Source organism: Phycicoccus sp., from assembly GCF_035325325.1.
Classification (GTDB): Bacteria; Actinomycetota; Actinomycetes; order Actinomycetales; family Dermatophilaceae; genus Phycicoccus.
The window spans coordinates 1-15,934 of record NZ_DAOLAC010000042.1 but is presented as its reverse complement, the minus strand read 5'-3'; the positions used below and the strand labels follow the sequence as shown (position 1 = coordinate 15,934).

The 15,934-nt window shown below is 73.3% G+C and carries 14 protein-coding genes; 9 read left to right on the top strand and 5 right to left on the bottom strand.

Going from position 1 to position 15,934, the window contains the following annotated elements; genetic code table 11:
* The first annotated feature begins 102 nt into the window (after positions 1–102).
* The 4 genes from lysS to PKA89_RS18025 all read left to right on the top strand — a co-directional run bounded on the left by lysS (position 103) and on the right by PKA89_RS18025 (position 2,872).
* Complete coding sequence (gene lysS, locus PKA89_RS18040; protein WP_324421904.1) at positions 103–1,554, top strand: lysine--tRNA ligase; 1,452 nt, start codon at positions 103–105, stop codon at positions 1,552–1,554.
* Between the two features lie 5 nt (positions 1,555–1,559).
* Positions 1,560–1,775 carry a hypothetical protein gene (locus PKA89_RS18035; protein WP_324421875.1) on the top strand — a complete coding sequence of 72 codons (216 nt, stop codon included), beginning with the start codon at positions 1,560–1,562 and terminating at the stop codon, positions 1,773–1,775.
* A gap of 120 nt (positions 1,776–1,895) precedes the next feature.
* Positions 1,896–2,234 carry an Lsr2 family protein gene (locus PKA89_RS18030; RefSeq protein WP_324421873.1) on the top strand — a complete coding sequence of 113 codons (339 nt, stop codon included), beginning with the start codon at positions 1,896–1,898 and terminating at the stop codon, positions 2,232–2,234.
* Positions 2,235–2,293: 59 nt separating this feature from the next.
* Positions 2,294–2,872, top strand: coding sequence for a (2Fe-2S)-binding protein (locus PKA89_RS18025; protein ID WP_324421871.1), 579 nt, complete (start codon positions 2,294–2,296; stop codon positions 2,870–2,872).
* Between the two features lie 114 nt (positions 2,873–2,986).
* Here the strand turns inward: PKA89_RS18025 and ligD (PKA89_RS18020) are convergent, their stop codons facing one another.
* Entirely contained in the window at positions 2,987–3,871 is an 885-nt protein-coding gene (gene ligD, locus PKA89_RS18020; RefSeq protein WP_324421869.1) for a non-homologous end-joining DNA ligase, read from the bottom strand.
* Positions 3,864–4,811 (bottom strand): non-homologous end-joining DNA ligase, encoded by a 948-nt coding sequence (gene ligD / locus PKA89_RS18015; protein ID WP_324421902.1) that lies wholly within the window; start codon positions 4,809–4,811, stop codon positions 3,864–3,866. The genes ligD (PKA89_RS18020) and ligD (PKA89_RS18015) overlap by 8 nt, the downstream gene beginning before the upstream one ends.
* Positions 4,812–4,867: 56 nt before the next feature.
* On the opposite strand from ligD (PKA89_RS18015), the gene PKA89_RS18010 reads away from it, so the two are divergent.
* The 4 genes from PKA89_RS18010 (at position 4,868) to PKA89_RS17995 (ending at position 10,840) form a co-directional block, all read left to right on the top strand.
* A complete protein-coding gene (locus PKA89_RS18010; RefSeq protein ID WP_324421868.1) occupies positions 4,868–5,413 on the top strand; it encodes a hypothetical protein in 546 nt (181 codons plus the stop codon).
* Between the two features lie 95 nt (positions 5,414–5,508).
* A complete protein-coding gene (locus PKA89_RS18005) occupies positions 5,509–6,450 on the top strand; it encodes a Ku protein (protein WP_324421866.1) in 942 nt (313 codons plus the stop codon).
* A gap of 173 nt (positions 6,451–6,623) precedes the next feature.
* On the top strand, positions 6,624–8,705 hold the full coding sequence (locus PKA89_RS18000; protein WP_324421864.1) for a hypothetical protein: 2,082 nt from the start codon (positions 6,624–6,626) through the stop codon (positions 8,703–8,705).
* Between the two features lie 53 nt (positions 8,706–8,758).
* The gene (locus tag PKA89_RS17995; RefSeq protein WP_324421862.1) at positions 8,759–10,840 is read left to right on the top strand and encodes a hypothetical protein; all 2,082 of its coding nucleotides are present in this window, start codon (positions 8,759–8,761) and stop codon (positions 10,838–10,840) included.
* A 12-nt stretch (positions 10,841–10,852) separates the two neighbouring features.
* On the opposite strand, the gene PKA89_RS17990 is transcribed toward PKA89_RS17995, so the two are convergent.
* From PKA89_RS17990 to PKA89_RS17980, 3 genes are all read right to left on the bottom strand, one after another.
* Positions 10,853–11,410, bottom strand: coding sequence for an amino-acid N-acetyltransferase (locus tag PKA89_RS17990; protein WP_324421860.1), 558 nt, complete (start codon positions 11,408–11,410; stop codon positions 10,853–10,855).
* 314 nt (positions 11,411–11,724) lie between these two features.
* Positions 11,725–14,241 carry an ATP-dependent Clp protease ATP-binding subunit gene (locus PKA89_RS17985; RefSeq protein ID WP_324421858.1) on the bottom strand — a complete coding sequence of 839 codons (2,517 nt, stop codon included), beginning with the start codon at positions 14,239–14,241 and terminating at the stop codon, positions 11,725–11,727.
* A 366-nt stretch (positions 14,242–14,607) separates the two neighbouring features.
* Positions 14,608–15,240 carry a CGNR zinc finger domain-containing protein gene (locus tag PKA89_RS17980; protein WP_324421857.1) on the bottom strand — a complete coding sequence of 211 codons (633 nt, stop codon included), beginning with the start codon at positions 15,238–15,240 and terminating at the stop codon, positions 14,608–14,610.
* Between the two features lie 71 nt (positions 15,241–15,311).
* On the opposite strand from PKA89_RS17980, the gene PKA89_RS17975 reads away from it, so the two are divergent.
* The gene (locus PKA89_RS17975; RefSeq protein ID WP_324421855.1) at positions 15,312–15,887 is read left to right on the top strand and encodes a hypothetical protein; all 576 of its coding nucleotides are present in this window, start codon (positions 15,312–15,314) and stop codon (positions 15,885–15,887) included.
* The last annotated feature ends 47 nt before the right edge of the window (positions 15,888–15,934 follow it).

Genomic DNA, 15,934 nt, shown 5'->3' with positions numbered 1-15,934 from the left:
GGGGCGGGCGGGCGCGGCTGCTCCCGGGCCACTTCCGTACCCTTGACCTCCGTGACCGAGAACGCCACCCCTGCCCTTCCCGAGGTCGACCTGCCCGAGCAGATGCGGGTCCGCCGCGAGAAGCGCGACCGCATCCTCGAGGCCGGCGGGCAGGCCTACCCGGTCGAGGTGCCGCGCACGCACTCGCTGCTCGAGGTGCGCGAGGGCTGGGGACACCTGGAGACCGGCGCCGAGACCGACGACGTCGTCGCGGTCGCCGGCCGGGTCGTCTTCGTCCGCACGACCGGCAAGCTCGCGTTCGCGACGCTCCAGGAGGGTGTCGGGACGCGCCTGCAGGTGATGCTCAGCCTCGCCGAGGTCGGCGAGGACGCCCTCGCCGCCTTCAAGGCCGACGTCGACCTCGGCGACCACGTGTGGGTCGAGGGGCGCGTCATCTCGAGCCGTCGCGGCGAGCTGTCCGTCATGGCGACCCGCTGGGGGATGGCGAGCAAGGCGCTGCGCCCGCTGCCGGTCCTCCACAAGGAGCTCTCCGAGGAGGCGCGGGTCCGCCAGCGGTACGCCGACCTCGTCGTGCGCCAGGAGGCCCGCGACATGGTGCGCACCAAGGCGGCCGCGCTCCGGGCGGTCCGCGCGGTCCTCGACGGCCAGGGCTACCTCGAGGTCGAGACGCCGGTCATCCAGCTCGTGCACGGCGGCGCGGCGGCCCGCCCGTTCCGCACCCACATGAACGCCTTCGACCACGAGATGGTCCTGCGCATCGCCCTCGAGCTCAACCTCAAGAAGGCCGTCGTCGGTGGGGTGGACCGGGTCTACGAGATGGGCCGGATCTTCCGCAACGAGGGCGTCGACGCGACGCACTCGCCCGAGTTCACGATGCTCGAGGCGTACCAGGCCTGGGGCGACCAGCGCAGCATCGGCGCCCTGATGCGCGACCTCTACCTCGGGGTGGCCGACGCGCTGGGGTCGCGGCGGGTCGAGACGCCGGCGGGCACCGTCGACCTCGACGGCGAGTGGCGCTGGCTGCCGGTGTACGACGCCGTGAGCGAGGTCGTCGGCGAGCCGGTGACGCCCGAGACCCCGAAGGAGACGCTGCTCGGGTACGCCGAGCGGCACGGCGTGGAGGTCGACCCGGCGCTCGAGCAGGACAAGGTCTTCCTCGAGCTGCTCGGCGAGCTCGTCGAGCCGCAGCTGCTCCAGCCGACCTTCCTCTGCGACTACCCCGCCATCGCCCAGCCGCTGGCCCGCCCGCACCGGTCCGAGCCCGGGCTCATCGAGGCGTGGGACCTCATCATCGCCGGTGTCGAGCGGGGCACCGGGTTCTCCGAGCTCGTCGACCCGGTGATCCAGCGCCGGGTGCTCACCGAGCAGTCGCTGCGCGCGGCCGGCGGCGACCCCGAGGCGATGCAGCTCGACGAGGACTTCCTGCGCGCCCTCGAGTACGGGGCGCCCCCGATGGGCGGGCTCGGGCTCGGAATCGACCGGCTCGTCATGCTGTTCACCGGCGCGAGCATCCGCGAGACCATCCTCTTCCCGCACCTCAAGCCGGAGGCCTGAGCGTCATGAACTCCTGGGTTCCCTACGTCGTCGCCATCGTCCCGACGATCGTCGCGGCCGCATTCTTCTACCTCATCATCAAACGCATCATGGAGGCCGACCGGCGGGAACGGTTGGCCCAGAGCAAGTTCGAGGCCGAGCAGGACCGGATGCGTCGGGATGCGGCCCCATCCCCCGGTCGCGACGCGGACGGCGACGGGGTCCCGGAAAACGACGGCTGACCCGTCGGGAAATACTCCCCGATTGACGTTTTCCGGCGCATTCCCACTACGATCGGGAATACCCGATCCGGGCGCATCCTCATTCGCACCGGAAATCTCCCACCCCGGAGGCACGGAACAATGGCCAAGAAGGTCCAGGTCCTCCTCGTCGACGATGTCGACAAGGAGTCCCCCGCTGACGAGACGGTGACGTTCGCCCTCGACGGCGTCAGCTACGAGATCGACCTCACGAGCGAGAATGCCGCCAAGCTGCGTGACGCCTTCGCGATGTGGATCGGGCACGCCGAGCGCACCGGCGGACGCCGGAGCACCGGTCGCGCGGCCGGCAGCGGCGCGCGCGCGGGCCGTCGCGACGTGAGCGCCGTGCGCGAGTGGGCCCGCAAGAACGGCTACGACGTCAGCGACCGCGGCCGCATCTCGAGCGAGGTCCAGGAGGCCTACGAGAAGGCCACCTCCTGACCCGCGACGACCACGCGAGCGCAGCGGCGGCACCCGAACCGGGTGCCGCCGCTGCGCGCATGTCGGCGCGCCACGCCTGGCTGCGCTTCACCGCCGAGGGCCCACCCCTGGCCCGGCGGGTCACGGACGACCCCGGCGGCTGGCAGGCCGACCTGCACGCCCTGCACCGCCGCTGGTACGACGGCGACGCGCCCCCCGCGGTCGCCGTGGTGTTCGTCCTCCAGTGGCTCCTCCAGGTGCCGGCGCACACCGCCGCGCACGCCGCGGCGGCGGGTCCCTGGCGGGCCGCGCTCGACACCCTCACCTTCTCCCTCGCCCCCTCCCTCGTCCCGGACGCCGTGCGGCTCACCACGCTGACCACCGACGAGGGCGACCTCGACCGCCGGCTCGATGCCGCCGAGGCCGACTACCGGCAGGTCGCCGGGCCGCTCGCCGAGGGCTACCCGAGCGAGGTCCGGCTCGGGCCGCACGTGCGCGCCGCGCTCGTCGACGACATGTGGGCCGCCGCCCGGCGCGAGGCCGAGGCCGCCGCCGGCCTGCTGCGCCCCGGCGCCCTGCCGCGCGAGTCGTGCTGCCTCATCTACGCCCTTCCCGGCTGCGTCGAGTGCGCCGGCTGCCCCCGCCTGCGCCGCCCCTGACCCCTCCCCTCATCCCCTCTCGCACGCGACTCATTGCGGATTCCCCACCCTCAAGGGCTGTTTCGACCCCATCCGAGGTGGGTTATCCGCAATCAGTCGGCTGAGCAGCCCGGGTCAGGGGAGGTCGGCGAGGAGGTCGCCGTCGCGCTCGACCCGCTCGAGCACCTCGTCGAACATCAGCTGCTCGAGCGTTCCGTCGTCCTCGGCGCCGGCCTCGACCTCGGCCCAGGTCCGCGGCGCCGCGACGTGCGGCAGCTCGCGCCCGCGCAGCGAGTAGGGGCTGATCGTCGTCTTCGCCGCGACGTTCTGGCTCCAGTCGAGGAACACCTTCCCGGGGCGCAGCGACTTCGTCATCTTCCACAGGACGAGCTCGGGGTGCTTCTTGGTCATCTCCTGGGCGAGCTGCTGGGCGAGGTCGCGCACCTCGTCCGAGGTGAGGTCGCCGCCGAGCCCGGCGTACAGCTGCATCCCCTTGCTGCCGGAGGTGACGGGGTGCAGCTCGAGGCCGAGCCGGTCCAGCCGCTCGCGAACGAGGAGGGCGACCCGGGCGCACTCGCGCAGCCCGGCCGGCCGCCCGGGGTCGAGGTCGATCACGAGACGGTCGGGGTGCTGCCGCTCGCCGTCGTCGTCGACCGTCCACTGCGGCACGTGCAGCTCGAGGGAGTTGAGGTTGACGAGGTAGGTCAGCTCGGCGAGCCCGGGGACGAGGGGGTAGGTGACGTCGTCGACCCGCACCCGCGGCAGCCACGACGGCGCGCCCGAGGGCAGGTTCTTCTCGAAGAACTGCTGGTCCTCGACGCCGTGCGGCCACCGCACCCGGGTCACCGGCCGGCCGGCGAGGTGCGGCAGCAGGACGGCGCCGATCCGGGCGTAGTAGTCGAGGACCTCGCCCTTGGTCGTCTCGGTCGCGGGGTACATCACCTTGTCGAGGCTGGTCAGCTTGAGGCGCCGCCCGGCCACCTCGACCCGCGTCACCTCCGGCACGTACCGCTCAGCCACCCTCCTCGACCTCCTGAAGCTCGGCCGGCGTGAGGTCGTGCCGGACCCCGAGGTAGGTCGGCTGGCGCAGCCGGTGGTCGGCGGTCAGCTGGAGCGTGCGGACCTCGACGACGACGGTCGGCTCGACCCACGTCGTGCCCGAGGCGTCGATGCGCGGTACCTCGTCGGCGAACGGCGAGGCGTCCCGCTCGTGCGCGCGCAGCCGCCGCAGCAGCGCCACCCCGGCCGACCCCGCGAGGCCCGAGCCGACCCGTCCGGCGTACCGCCAGCCGCCCTCGCCGTCGGGCAGGCCGACGAGCACCGCCCCGAGCCGGCCGGCCGAGGACGCCCCCGAACCGACCTCCGGCCGCCAGCCGCCGACGACGACGGAGTACGTGCGCCGGTGGGCGACCTTGCGCCAGTCCGGCGAGCGCCGGCCGGTGAGGTACCGCGAGGCCCGCCGCTTGCTGACGACGCCCTCGAGCCCCTGCTCGGCGGTCACCGCGAGCAGCACCTCGCCGTCGTCGTGCACCTCCGGGACGTGCCATGAACGCCCCTCGAGCTCCAGCTCCTCGAGCAGCCGGCGCCGGGCCGACCACGGCTGAGCGGTGAGGTCCTGGCCGAAGAGGCGCAGCAGGTCGAAGACCATGAGCGTCACCGGCCGGGTCGCGACGAGCCGTTCGGCCTGGCGCCGCTTCGTCACGTGCATCCGCTCGGCCAGCGCGTGGAAGCTGGGCCGCCCCTCCTCCATCGCGACGACCTCGCCGTCGAGGAGCAGGTCGTCGTAGGTCTCGGCGAGCGCGTCGAGCTCGGGGAACGCGGCGGTGACGTCACGCTCGGTGCGGCTGGTCACCGTGACCCGGCCGTCCCGCACGTCGACGAGCACCCGCATCCCGTCCCACTTCACCTCGTGCACCCACGCCTCGCCCCGGGGCGGGGCGTCGGCGGCGGTCGCGAGCATCGGGCGCACGGCCCCATCCTGCCCGCTGCCACCGCCCGCTCGGCTACCGTCCCCGGATGGACGGTGCAGCGGTCGTGCTCGTCGAGGGCGGCTCGGACGCGGTCCTCGTCCGGCACGTCCTGGCCGCCCACGGCGCCGCCGCCGACGTCGTCCCGATGGGCGGGGTGACCAACCTCGGCCGCTTCCTCGCCGAGCGCGGCGGGCCCTCACGACGCGTGCTCGCCCTCGTCGACGCCGACCAGCTGCGGGTCGCGGTGCGGGTGCTGCGGCGGTTCGGCCGCGACGCCGAGACGGCGGAGGAGCTGCGACGGCACGGGGTCTTCGTCTGCCGGCGCGACCTCGAGGACCTGATGATCCGCGCGCTCGGGCCGGAGACCGTCCTCGACGCCCTCGCGGCGATGGGCGAGCTCGGCGCGTTCGAGGCGTTCTCGGTGATGCCGCAGTGGAGACGGGCGCACGTCACGGACCGGTTGCACCGCTTCGCCGGCTCGGGGTCGGGGCGCAAGGCCCGGCTCGCCGCGGCGCTCGCCCCCCGGCTGGACCCGGGCGACCTGCCCGACCCGCTCGACGCCCTCGTCGGCGCGGTCCTCGCGGCCGGCTGACCGCCGGGCCTCCCCAGACCGGGCCCACCCCGCCTACGCTGGGACGACGCGCCGCCGACCACCGCGGCGCCGACGCGAACAGGACGGACCATCCCATGCGAGCCATCTGGAAGGGCGCGGTCTCCTTCGGCCTCGTCAACGTGCCGGTGCGGCTGTACTCCGCGACCGAGAACCACGACGTCCAGTTCCGGCAGGTGCACCGCGAGGACGGCGGGCGCATCCGCTACCGCCGGTTCTGCTCGATCGACGGCGAGGAGGTGAGCTACGACGACATCGCCAAGGGCTACGAGACCGAGGACGGCGACATGGTCGTGCTCACCGACGACGACTTCGCCGACCTGCCCTCCCGCACGAGCAAGGAGATCGGGGTCACCAAGTTCGTCCCCGCCGACCAGATCGACCCGATGTGGCTCGACAAGTCCTACTACCTCGAGCCGGACAAGTCGGCCACCAAGCCGTACGTCCTGCTGCGTGACGCCCTCGAGAAGGAGAAGCGCGTCGCCATCGTCACCGTCTCGATCCGCACCCGGATGACGATGGCCGTGCTGCGGGTGCGCGACGGCGTCATCGTCATGCAGACGATGCTCTGGCCGGACGAGGTGCGCGCCGCCGACTTCGCGGCCGTCGAGGACGAGCAGCACGCGTCCAAGCAGGAGATGGACATGGCGAAGATGCTCATCGACCAGCTCGCCGGCGACTACGACCCCGACGAGTACGAGGACGACTACGCGCTCGCCGTGAAGGAGCTGGTCCGGGCCAAGGTCGAGGGCGGCGAGGTCCAGGTCGCCGCCGCCGAGGAGGAGGAGTCCGGCGAGGTCGTCGACCTGCTCGCGGCCCTCTCCCGCTCGGTCGAGCGCGCCAAGGCATCGCGCGGCGAGGCCCCCGCCCGGGAGGAGCAGCCCGCGCGGAAGGCGACGAAGAAGTCCGCCGCGAAGAAGGCCCCGGCGAAGAAGACCGCGACGAAGACGGCCTCGAAGTCCACGGCGAAGAAGTCAGACAAGAAGGCCGAGAAGAAGTCCGAGAAGAAGGCCAGCTGAGGACGCCCCGACCCCGGACGGTGGTCGGCGGGGCGACGCCGCTGCGTGACAATGGTCGGACCGACCGCGCGACGGCGTGCCCGGCCGTCCCCGTCCGGAGGGCGGCGGTCGGATCACCCGCCTACGATCGAGACGGACGCCGTGTGGCGCTCCCCGGCCACACGGAGACACCGATGACGAGCACGCTGCGACGGGCGCTGGGCGCCGCCGTGGCCACCGCGCTCGTCGCCGCGTCCGTGCTCGTGGGCGCCCCGGCCGCGAGCGCCGACGAGGGCCTGTCGGCTGGTGCCACCACCCGCTACGTCCTCGACCCCGGCGCCGAGCTCGTCCGGGCCACGATGACCCTCGACCTCGAGAACGTCAGCCCGGACAAGCAGGCCGACGGCGGGGTGTACACGTACTTCTTCGACGCCTACACGGTGCCCGTCCCGGCCGGCGCGACCCACGTGCGGGCGACGAGCGCCGGCAAGCCCCTCGCCGTCACCGTCTCGGACACCGACGACCCGAGCACGGCGGAGGTGCGGATCGCCTTCCCCGACCTCCGCTACTCGCAGCGCCGGCGCATCGTGCTCACCCTCGACGTGCCCGGTGCGCCACCGCGCGACCCGAACAGCACCCGCGCCGGGCCCGGCTACGCGACCTTCGTCGCGTTCGGCCCCGGCGACGACGGACGGAACACGGTGCAGGTCGTCGCGCCGTCGTCGATGTCGTTCGCGAGCACCGTCGACGGCTTCGCGGAGGCCACCTCCGGGGGCCTGACGACGTACACGGCGACGCGCAACACCTTCGAGGGCGGCATCTGGGCCGCGGTCTCGCTGCGCGACCCGGAGCAGGTGCGGGAGCGGACCGTCGACGTCGGCGACCTCTCGCTCACCCTGTCCTCGTTCCCGGACGACGCGAAGTGGGCCACCTTCGTCCAGGGCCGCCTCGAGGCCGGTCTGCCCCGGCTCGAGCAGCTCGTCGGCAACCCGTGGCCCGGGGGGCTGCAGCGCATCCGCGAGGACGCCTCGCCGTCGCTGCGCGGCTACGACGGCTGGTTCGACCCGACCGGCGACGAGATCGTCGTCGGCGAGCAGCTCGACGACGACCTCATCTACCACGAGCTCTCGCACGCCTGGGTCTCCGCCGACAGCTTCGAGCAGCGCTGGCTCTACGAGGGCCTCGCCCAAGCGATCGCCGAGCGGGCGGTCGCGCGCACCGGCGGGACGCCGCGCGCGCACCCCTCGGTCAGCCGCACGGCCCCCGACGCCGTGCCTCTCAACGCGTGGGAGGGGGATGCCGGCAGCCGCTCTGCCGACGTCGACGCCTACGCGTACCCCGCCGCCTACCGGGTGATGCACCAGCTGCTGTCCCGGCTCTCGGACGCCCAGTTCGCCGCCGTCGTCGGGGCTGCCGTCCGCGGCGAGCGCGCCTACGACCCCGCCGGGCTGGTCACCCCGAGCGGTGGCCGGACGTCCTGGGCCGACTGGCTCGACCTCGTCGAGACCCGCGTCGAGGCGCCGGGCGCCACCGCCCTCTTCGCCCAGTGGGTGCTCACCGACGCCCAGAAGAAGGACCTCGCCCCGCGCAAGCGCGAGCGGGCGGCCTATGCGGCCCTCGACGCGGCCGACGGGCCGTGGCTGCCGCCCGAGGGCCTGCGTGACGCGATGACGGTGTGGGACTTCGCGCGGGCCGAGCACGTCCGGCAGGCCGTCGCCCCGCTCGGTGCGGCGGCGACGGCCGTGCAGCGCGCTGCCCGGCGCGCGGGGCTGGCGGTGCCGACCGCGGTGAGGGACTCCTACGAGCAGGCCTCCCTCGACGACGACTACCACGACCTCGCCACCTCCCTGCCCGCCGCCGCGAGCGCCATCACGGCCGTCGGGGACGCCCGCCGCGACGCCGCCGCCGACCGAGGGCCGCTGGGCGACCTCGGCGCCGGGCTGCTCGGGGTGCGCGATCGCGCCGCGCGTGCCGTCGTCGCGCTCGACGACGGCGACGTCGCCCGGGCGACCGGCCTGGCCCGCGACGCGACGACCCGCGCCGGATGGGCGCTGCCGCTCGGGCTGGGGATCACCCTCCTCGCCCTCGTCGTCGTCCTCGGCACCGGCACCGCGCTGGTCCTGTCCGTCCGGGCTCGACCCCGACCGCGACACGCTCCCGCCGCCGACGCCGGGGAGGTGGCCACCCGTCGCGACGGACCCGGCGAAGGACCCGGCCACGCAGGCCCCGGCGCGCCGGTCGGGAATCCGGTGCGCCCGGGCCCCCCGTCTGCCTAGGATCGAGCCGCGCGCCCGGGCGTCGGGACGCGCGCACGCCTCGAGGGGGACCCATGACGCCCGCACCACACCGCGCCGTCCGCACCGCCGTCGTCGCGGCGATCGCCACGCTCGGCCTCCTCGCGACGGCGACGTCGGCGTCCGCCGAGGACGGGCTGACCGTCGACGGCGACACGACCTACGCGCTGAGCACGGCCGGGGCCGTCCGTGCGACGGTGACCCTCGACCTCGTGAACGTGACGCCCAACCGCGACGCGGGCGGCGGCAGCTTCTACTACTACTTCTACAACGGGTACTCGCTCCCGGTGCCCGGCGGCGCGACGAACCTGCGGGCCACGAGCCGCGGCTCGTCGCTCACGGTGTCGACGAAGGCGACGAGCGACCCCGGGACCCGGCTGGCCCGGATCTCCTTCCCGAACCTCATGTACCGGCAGTCGCGGCGCATCGTGCTCACCTACGACGTGCGCGGCGCCGCCCACCGGGCCAAGGACTCGACGCGCGTCGGCCCCGGCTACGCCTCCTTCGTCGTCTACGGGCCCGGGGACCCGGGCTCCTCGACGCTGACCGTGCGGGCGCCGAGCAGCTACGACTTCTCGAGCACGACCGACGCGTTCTCGAACGAGACGGCCGGCGGCAGGAGCACGTACACGATCTCGGACGTCACCGACGGCGGCCCCGGCATCTGGGCGGTCGTCTCGCTGCGCGACCCGAAGAAGGTCGCCGAGCGCACCGTGAAGGTCGGCGACCTCACCCTCGGGCTGTCCGCCTTCCCCGACGACCCGAAGTGGTCCTCGTTCGTCGGCGCCACCGTGGCCAAGGGCATCCCGACGCTCGAGAAGCTCACCGGCACACCGTGGCCCGGCGGCCTCAAGACCATCCGGGAGGACTCCTCGCCGCAGGTGCGGGGCTACGACGGGTGGTTCGACCCGTCCGAGGACGAGATCGTCGTCGGTGAGCGGCTCGACGACGACCTCGTCTACCACGAGCTCTCGCACGCCTGGTTCTACGGCGACCGCTTCGTCGAGCGGTGGCTGTCCGAGGGGCTGGCCCAGGTCACCGCCGAGCGCGCGGTCCGGGCCACGAAGGGGACGGTGCAGAAGCACCCCGTCGTCACCCGTTCGCAGAAGGGGGCCATCGCCCTGCAGTCGTGGCAGGACGACGCCGACGGTCGCGGCGCCGCGGTCAACGACTACGCCTACCCCGCGGCGTACCAGGCGATGACCCAGCTGCTCGGCCGCCTGTCGGACGAGCAGTTCGCGGCCGTCGTCGCGGCGGGCATCCACGGCGAGCGCGCCTACGACCCGGTCGGGGTCGCCACCGGCAGCGCGGGCCGGACGACGACGACCGACTGGCTCGACCTCGTCGAGACGAGGGCCGGGGTGAAGAACGCACCCGATGTGTTCGCCCGGTGGGTGCTCACCCCGGAGCAGAAGGCGAAGCTCCCGGCCCGGGCGAGCGCCCGCACGGCGTACGCGGCGATCGACGCCGCCGACGGCGCCTGGCTGCCGCCGGAGGGTCTGCGTGACGCGATGTCCGGGTGGGACTTCACCCGGGCCGCGACCGTGCGCTCGGCCGTCACCGCCCTCGGACCGGCCGCGGTCCGGGTGCAGGACGCCGCGCGGCGCGCCGGGCTGCCCGTCCCCGCGTCGGTGCGCTCCGGCTACGAGGGCGCGTTCGAGACGGCGCAGTTCACCAAGGCGGCGGCAACCCTCCCGGAGGCCGCGCGCACCCTCGACGCGGTCGGTGCGGCCCGTCGGGTCGCGCGGGCCGACCGTGACCCCTTCACCGCGCTCGGGGCGGCCGTCCTCGGGGTGGACGCCACCGAGCGGGGCTCCGAGCACCGGCTCGCCGAGGGGAACCTCACCCGGGCGCGGTCGCTCGCGACCGAGGTCACCGACCGCTCCGGCTGGCTGCTCGCGGTGGGCATCGGCCTGCCGCTGCTCGCGCTGGTCCTCCTCGCCGGTCTGGTCCTCGGGGGGCGGGCCGTCGTGCGCCGCCGTCGGGCCCGTCGGGTCCTGCTCGACCCGGCCGGTGCCGTCGTCTCCGGCGAGGTCGTGCCGCCGGCGAGCGCGCCGACTCCGCGGGCGGCCGACGCCGACGCCGAGCCGGACGCCCTGAGCCGTCCCGGCGGGTGACGGCGGGGCCGCTCAGAGCACCCGCAGCATCCGGGTGTTGCCCAAGGTGTTCGGCTTGACCCGCTCGAGGTCGAGGAACTCGGCCACGCCCTCGTCGTAGGAACGCAGCAGCTCGGCGTAGACGGCCGGCTCGACGGCCTGGCCCTCGATGACCTCGAAGCCGTGTCGGCCGAAGAAGTCGGTCTCGAAGGTCAGGCAGAACAGCCGGGAGAGACCGAGGGCGTGCGCACGCTCGACGAGCCGGGCGAGCACCGCCGACCCGACACCGCGCCCGAGGACCGAGGCGTCGACCGCGAGCGTCCGCACCTCGCCGAGGTCCTCCCAGAGCACGTGCAGCGCACCGCACCCGACGACCCGGGGGGCCGTGCCGTCGCTCCCGTCGGTCTCGGCGACGACGAAGTCGGCGACCGACTCGTAGTACGCGACGGCTTCCTTCTGGAGCAGCACGCGGGCCTCGGCGAGCGGGGTGACGAGGGCGCGGATGGCCCGCACGTCGCCGGTGCGCGCCGGGCGCACGACGATGCCGGGGACGGGGCCGCCGGCGACCGGATCGGCAGGCTCGGGGGGCACCCCGGAACTCTAGCCGCGGTGCGGGAGCCCGGCCTCGGCGGACCGGGCCGCGGACGTGGTGCGGCCCGCCACCGCAGGGGTGGTGGCGGGCCGCTGCAAGGTGCCCCGGAGGCCCTTGCGATTCCCAGTGTGCGCCAGCCGCTCCGGCAAGTGGGTAAAGCCACGGTAAGGATTTCGACGCCGGTCCCAGAGGATGGACACCGCTCGTCCGGTGTGGAAATCCGCAGGTCAGGGGGACGACCCCGCTGACCTGCCCGGACGCCACGAGGGCGCCCGACCGGTCGGTCGGGCGCCCTCGCTGCGGAATCGGTGGCTCAGCCCTCGGCGGCCTCCGCCGCGACGACCGGGAGCTCGATGCCCCGGCTGTGCGGCATGCCCTGGAAGGTGAACCCGTCGTCCTTGGTCTCGCCGGTGGCGTCGACCGCGACGATCTCGCCGGACTTCAGCTCGCCGAAGAGGATCTTCTCCGAGAGCACGTCCTCGATCTCGCGCTGGATCGTGCGCCGCAGCGGCCGGGCGCCGAGCACCGGGTCGTAGCCCTTGGTGGCGAGGAGGTTCTTCGCCGCCGGGGTGAGCTCGATGCCCATGTCCTTGTCCTTGAGCCGCTTGTCGAGCTTGGCGATCTCGAGGTCGACGATCTGGACGATCTCCGCCTGCGAGAGCTGCGGGAAGACGATCGTGTCGTCGACGCGGTTGAGGAACTCGGGCCGGAAGTGCTGCTTCAGCTCGTCGGTGACCTTGGCCTTCATCCGGTCGTAGTCGGACCGGGTGTCCGGACCGGCCGAGAAGCCGAGCGTGCCCTTGGAGATGTCCCGGGTGCCGAGGTTGGTCGTCATGATGATGACCGTGTTCTTGAAGTCGACCATCCGACCCTGGGAGTCGGTGAGCCGGCCGTCCTCGAGCACCTGCAGGAGGCTGTTGAAGATCTCCGGGTGGGCCTTCTCGACCTCGTCGAAGAGCACGACCGAGAACGGCTTGCGCCGCACCTTCTCGGTCAGCTGGCCGCCCTCCTCGTAGCCGACGTAGCCGGGAGGCGAGCCGAAGAGGCGCGAGACGGTGTGCTTCTCGCTGTACTCCGACATGTCGAGCTGGATGAGGCTGTCCTCGTCGCCGAAGAGGAACTCCGCCAGCGTCTTCGCGAGCTCGGTCTTCCCGACGCCGGTGGGGCCGGCGAAGATGAACGAGCCGCCCGGACGGCGCGGGTCCTTGAGGCCGGCGCGGGTGCGGCGGATGGCCTGGGAGAGTGCCTTGATGGCGTCGTCCATGCCGACGACCCGCTTGTGCAGCTCGTCCTCCATGTGCAGCAGGCGGCTGGACTCCTCCTCGGTCAGCTTGAACACCGGGATGCCCGTCGACGCGGCGAGGACCTCGGCGATGAGCTCCTCGTCGACCTCGGCGATGACGTCCATGTCGCCGGACTTCCACTCGGCCTCGCGCTTGGACTTCTCGGCGCGCAGGTTCTTCTCGTCGTCGCGCAGCCGCGCGGCCTTCTCGAAGTCCTGCCCGTCGATCGCCGACTCCTTCTCGCGCACGACCGCGGCGATCTTCTCGTCGAACTCGCGCAGGTCCGGCGGTGCGGTCATCCGGCGGATGCGCAGTCGCGCGCCCGCCTCGTCGATGAGGTCGATCGCCTTGTCCGGGAGGAAGCGGTCGTTGACGTAGCGGTCGGCCATGTTCGCCGCCGCGACGAGCGCCCCGTCGGTGATGGAGACCCGGTGGTGCGCCTCGTAGCGGTCGCGCAGGCCCTTGAGGATCTCGATCGCGTGCGCGAGCGTCGGCTCGGCGACCTGGATCGGCTGGAAGCGGCGCTCGAGCGCGGCGTCCTTCTCGATGTGCTTGCGGTACTCGTCGAGGGTCGTCGCGCCGATGACCTGCAGCTCACCGCGGGCGAGCATCGGCTTGAGGATGCTCGCGGCGTCGATGGCGCCCTCGGCCGCACCGGCCCCGACGAGCGTGTGGATCTCGTCGATGAACAGGACGATGTCGCCGCGGGTGCGGATCTCCTTGAGGACCTTCTTCAGCCGTTCCTCGAAGTCACCGCGGTAGCGGCTGCCGGCGACGAGGGCGCCGAGGTCGAGGGTGTAGAGCTGCTTGTCCTTGAGCGTCTCGGGCACCTCGCCCTTGACGATGTCCTGGGCGAGGCCCTCGACGACCGCGGTCTTGCCGACACCGGGCTCGCCGATGAGGACGGGGTTGTTCTTCGTGCGGCGGGACAGCACCTGCATGACCCGCTCGATCTCCTTCTCGCGCCCGATGACCGGGTCGAGCTTGCCCTCGCGGGCGGCCTGGGTGAGGTTGCGGCCGAACTGGTCGAGGACGAGAGAGCCGGCGGGCGCGCCCTCGGCGGCACCCTGGCTCGGGCCGGCGCCCTGGGCCGCACCCTCCTTGCCGCCCTGGTAGCCCGAGATGAGCTGGATGACCTGCTGGCGGACGCGCGAGAGGTCGGCGCCGAGCTTGACGAGCACCTGGGCGGCGACGCCCTCGCCCTCACGGATGAGGCCGAGGAGGATGTGCTCGGTCCCGATGTAGTTGTGGCCGAGCTGGAGCGCCTCGCGCAGGCTCAGCTCGAGGACCTTCTTGGCCCGCGGGGTGAACGGGATGTGGCCGGTCGGGGCCTGCTGGCCCTGGCCGATGATCTCCTGCACCTGCTCGCGGACGGCCTCGAGGCTGATGCCGAGGCTCTCGAGGGCCTTGCTCGCGACGCCCTCGCCCTCGTGGATCAGCCCGAGGAGGATGTGCTCGGTCCCGATGTAGTTGTGGTTGAGACCGCGCGCCTCCTCCTGGGCGAGCACGACGACGCGCCGAGCGCGGTCGGTGAACCGTTCGAACATGGTGCTTCTCCTGACGTCGAGTCCCCTCGATGCTAGTCGCGCGACCTGAGCGTGGTGCCCCCGTTGCCCGGAAGCCGCCCTCACGCGTCTACAGGGTGGACAACGCGGACCCGGGCCGGACCTGTTCCGCGTTCGCCCACGGCGTACTCGTCCCGCTCCGCCGACCCCGCGCGTATCGGGTCACCCGATACGGCGGCGCTTTCCCCCAGAACGCTTCCCGGGTGCAGTGCGGTGTTATCGGGTCACCCGATACGGCGGCGCTTCCCCCGGGAACGCTTCTCGGGTGCAGTGCGGTGTTATCGGGTCACCCGATACGGCGGCGCTTCCCCCGGGAACGCTTCTCGGGTGAAGCGCCGTGTTGTCGGGTCACCCGAAACCCGAGGGGCGGGGGGTGCGGGAGCGGGCGGCGTGGGCCCGCACCTTGGCGCGGTTGCCGCACCACTGCATCGAGCACCAGCGCCGACGGCCGGAGGTGTCGAGGAAGACCCATCCGCAGCCGCGGCCGGGGCAGGTGCGCACCCGGGTGACGTCCGGGCGGGTCACGAGGTCCGCGGCGGCCCAGGCGAACGCGTCGGCCGGCCGGTCGAGGTCGTCGGGGGCGATCCCCGGGACCCACCAGCGGGCCGGTGTGCCCGGCAGGAGCTGGACGGTGGTCGCGGCCGAGCGCGTCGCGACGGTCAGCTCGCTCGTCGCCTCGGGGTCGGCGGGGTCGAGGACCGCGCGGCGGATGACCGCCCGCACCGTGCAGGCGCGCTCGAGGGCGTTCGTCGCGGCCTCGGGCTGGCGGCGGGCGGCCCGGCGCAGCCGCCGGACGTCGATGGCGGGGAGCAGGTCGAGGACGCCGGCGAGGACCGCGAGGTGGTCGTAGGAGACGAGGTAGTCGCTCGTGTGGGTGCCGTCCCAGCCGGAGTAGGTGTTGACGAGCTCGAGCGCCGGGTGCAGGGCGACGGGCTGGGGCAGCACGAGGCCCTCTACCTCTCTCCAGTGCTGCTCGGCCACCACCGGAGCGTACCCTTGGGGTACGGTCCTCGCTAACCGGTAATTGAAAGCAAGAGGTTAGGAGCGCTTTCATGGCCACCACCGCCCGACGCGCCCTGTTCGCCCCGGTCGCCGCCGCGGCCCTCGTCGCGGGGCTCGCCACCCCGGCCGCCGCCACGGCCGTGGCCACGGGCGCGGCCACGGGCGACCACCACCGCGGGCACGGGTCCCCCTGGACCCCGTACCGCACCGAGGAGGTCGTCGTCCCCGCCGCGCGCTCGACGTGCGGCTTCGACACCCGGATCACCCCGGTCCGCGACGAGGAGGAGTACCGCACCACCTCGACCTGGCCGGACGGCACGCCGCGCACCCAGCTCTTCCGCGGGGCGCTCGTCGAGCGCTACACCAACCTGAGCACCGGAGCGTCCGTGGTCCGTGACCTCAGCGCCACCGCGGTCTTCGCCTACCACCCCGACGGCAGCCCGGCCTCCCTCACCTCCGTGCACGGCGCGTTCGGCACGACGATGCCGCCCGGCAGCACACCGGACACCGGCCTCTACGTCCTCTCCGGCCACGGCACGCGTGTCGTGTTCGAGGCCGACGGCACCCGCTCGTTCACACTCGGCCGGCACGGCAGCGCCGACGACGTCTGCGACGCCATCGACTGATATGTAGCGGTTTCCTGTCAAGTGGGCAGGGTGAGGCGCCGCCGGGC

What these genes read in the sequence shown, in the direction of transcription:
- lysS (WP_324421904.1), top strand. Translation starts at nt 103, where the DNA reads ATGCGGGTCCGCCGCGAGAAGCGCGACCGCATCCTCGAGGCCGGCGGG.
- PKA89_RS18035 (WP_324421875.1), top strand. Translation starts at nt 1,560, where the DNA reads ATGAACTCCTGGGTTCCCTACGTCGTCGCCATCGTCCCGACGATCGTC.
- PKA89_RS18030 (WP_324421873.1), top strand. Translation starts at nt 1,896, where the DNA reads ATGGCCAAGAAGGTCCAGGTCCTCCTCGTCGACGATGTCGACAAGGAG.
- PKA89_RS18025 (WP_324421871.1), top strand. Translation starts at nt 2,294, where the DNA reads ATGTCGGCGCGCCACGCCTGGCTGCGCTTCACCGCCGAGGGCCCACCC.
- ligD (WP_324421902.1), bottom strand. Translation starts at nt 4,811, where the DNA reads ATGCTCGCGACCGCCGCCGACGCCCCGCCCCGGGGCGAGGCGTGGGTG.
- PKA89_RS18010 (WP_324421868.1), top strand. Translation starts at nt 4,868, where the DNA reads ATGGACGGTGCAGCGGTCGTGCTCGTCGAGGGCGGCTCGGACGCGGTC.
- PKA89_RS18005 (WP_324421866.1), top strand. Translation starts at nt 5,509, where the DNA reads ATGCGAGCCATCTGGAAGGGCGCGGTCTCCTTCGGCCTCGTCAACGTG.
- PKA89_RS18000 (WP_324421864.1), top strand. Translation starts at nt 6,624, where the DNA reads ATGACGAGCACGCTGCGACGGGCGCTGGGCGCCGCCGTGGCCACCGCG.
- PKA89_RS17995 (WP_324421862.1), top strand. Translation starts at nt 8,759, where the DNA reads ATGACGCCCGCACCACACCGCGCCGTCCGCACCGCCGTCGTCGCGGCG.
- PKA89_RS17985 (WP_324421858.1), bottom strand. Translation starts at nt 14,241, where the DNA reads ATGTTCGAACGGTTCACCGACCGCGCTCGGCGCGTCGTCGTGCTCGCC.
- PKA89_RS17975 (WP_324421855.1), top strand. Translation starts at nt 15,312, where the DNA reads ATGGCCACCACCGCCCGACGCGCCCTGTTCGCCCCGGTCGCCGCCGCG.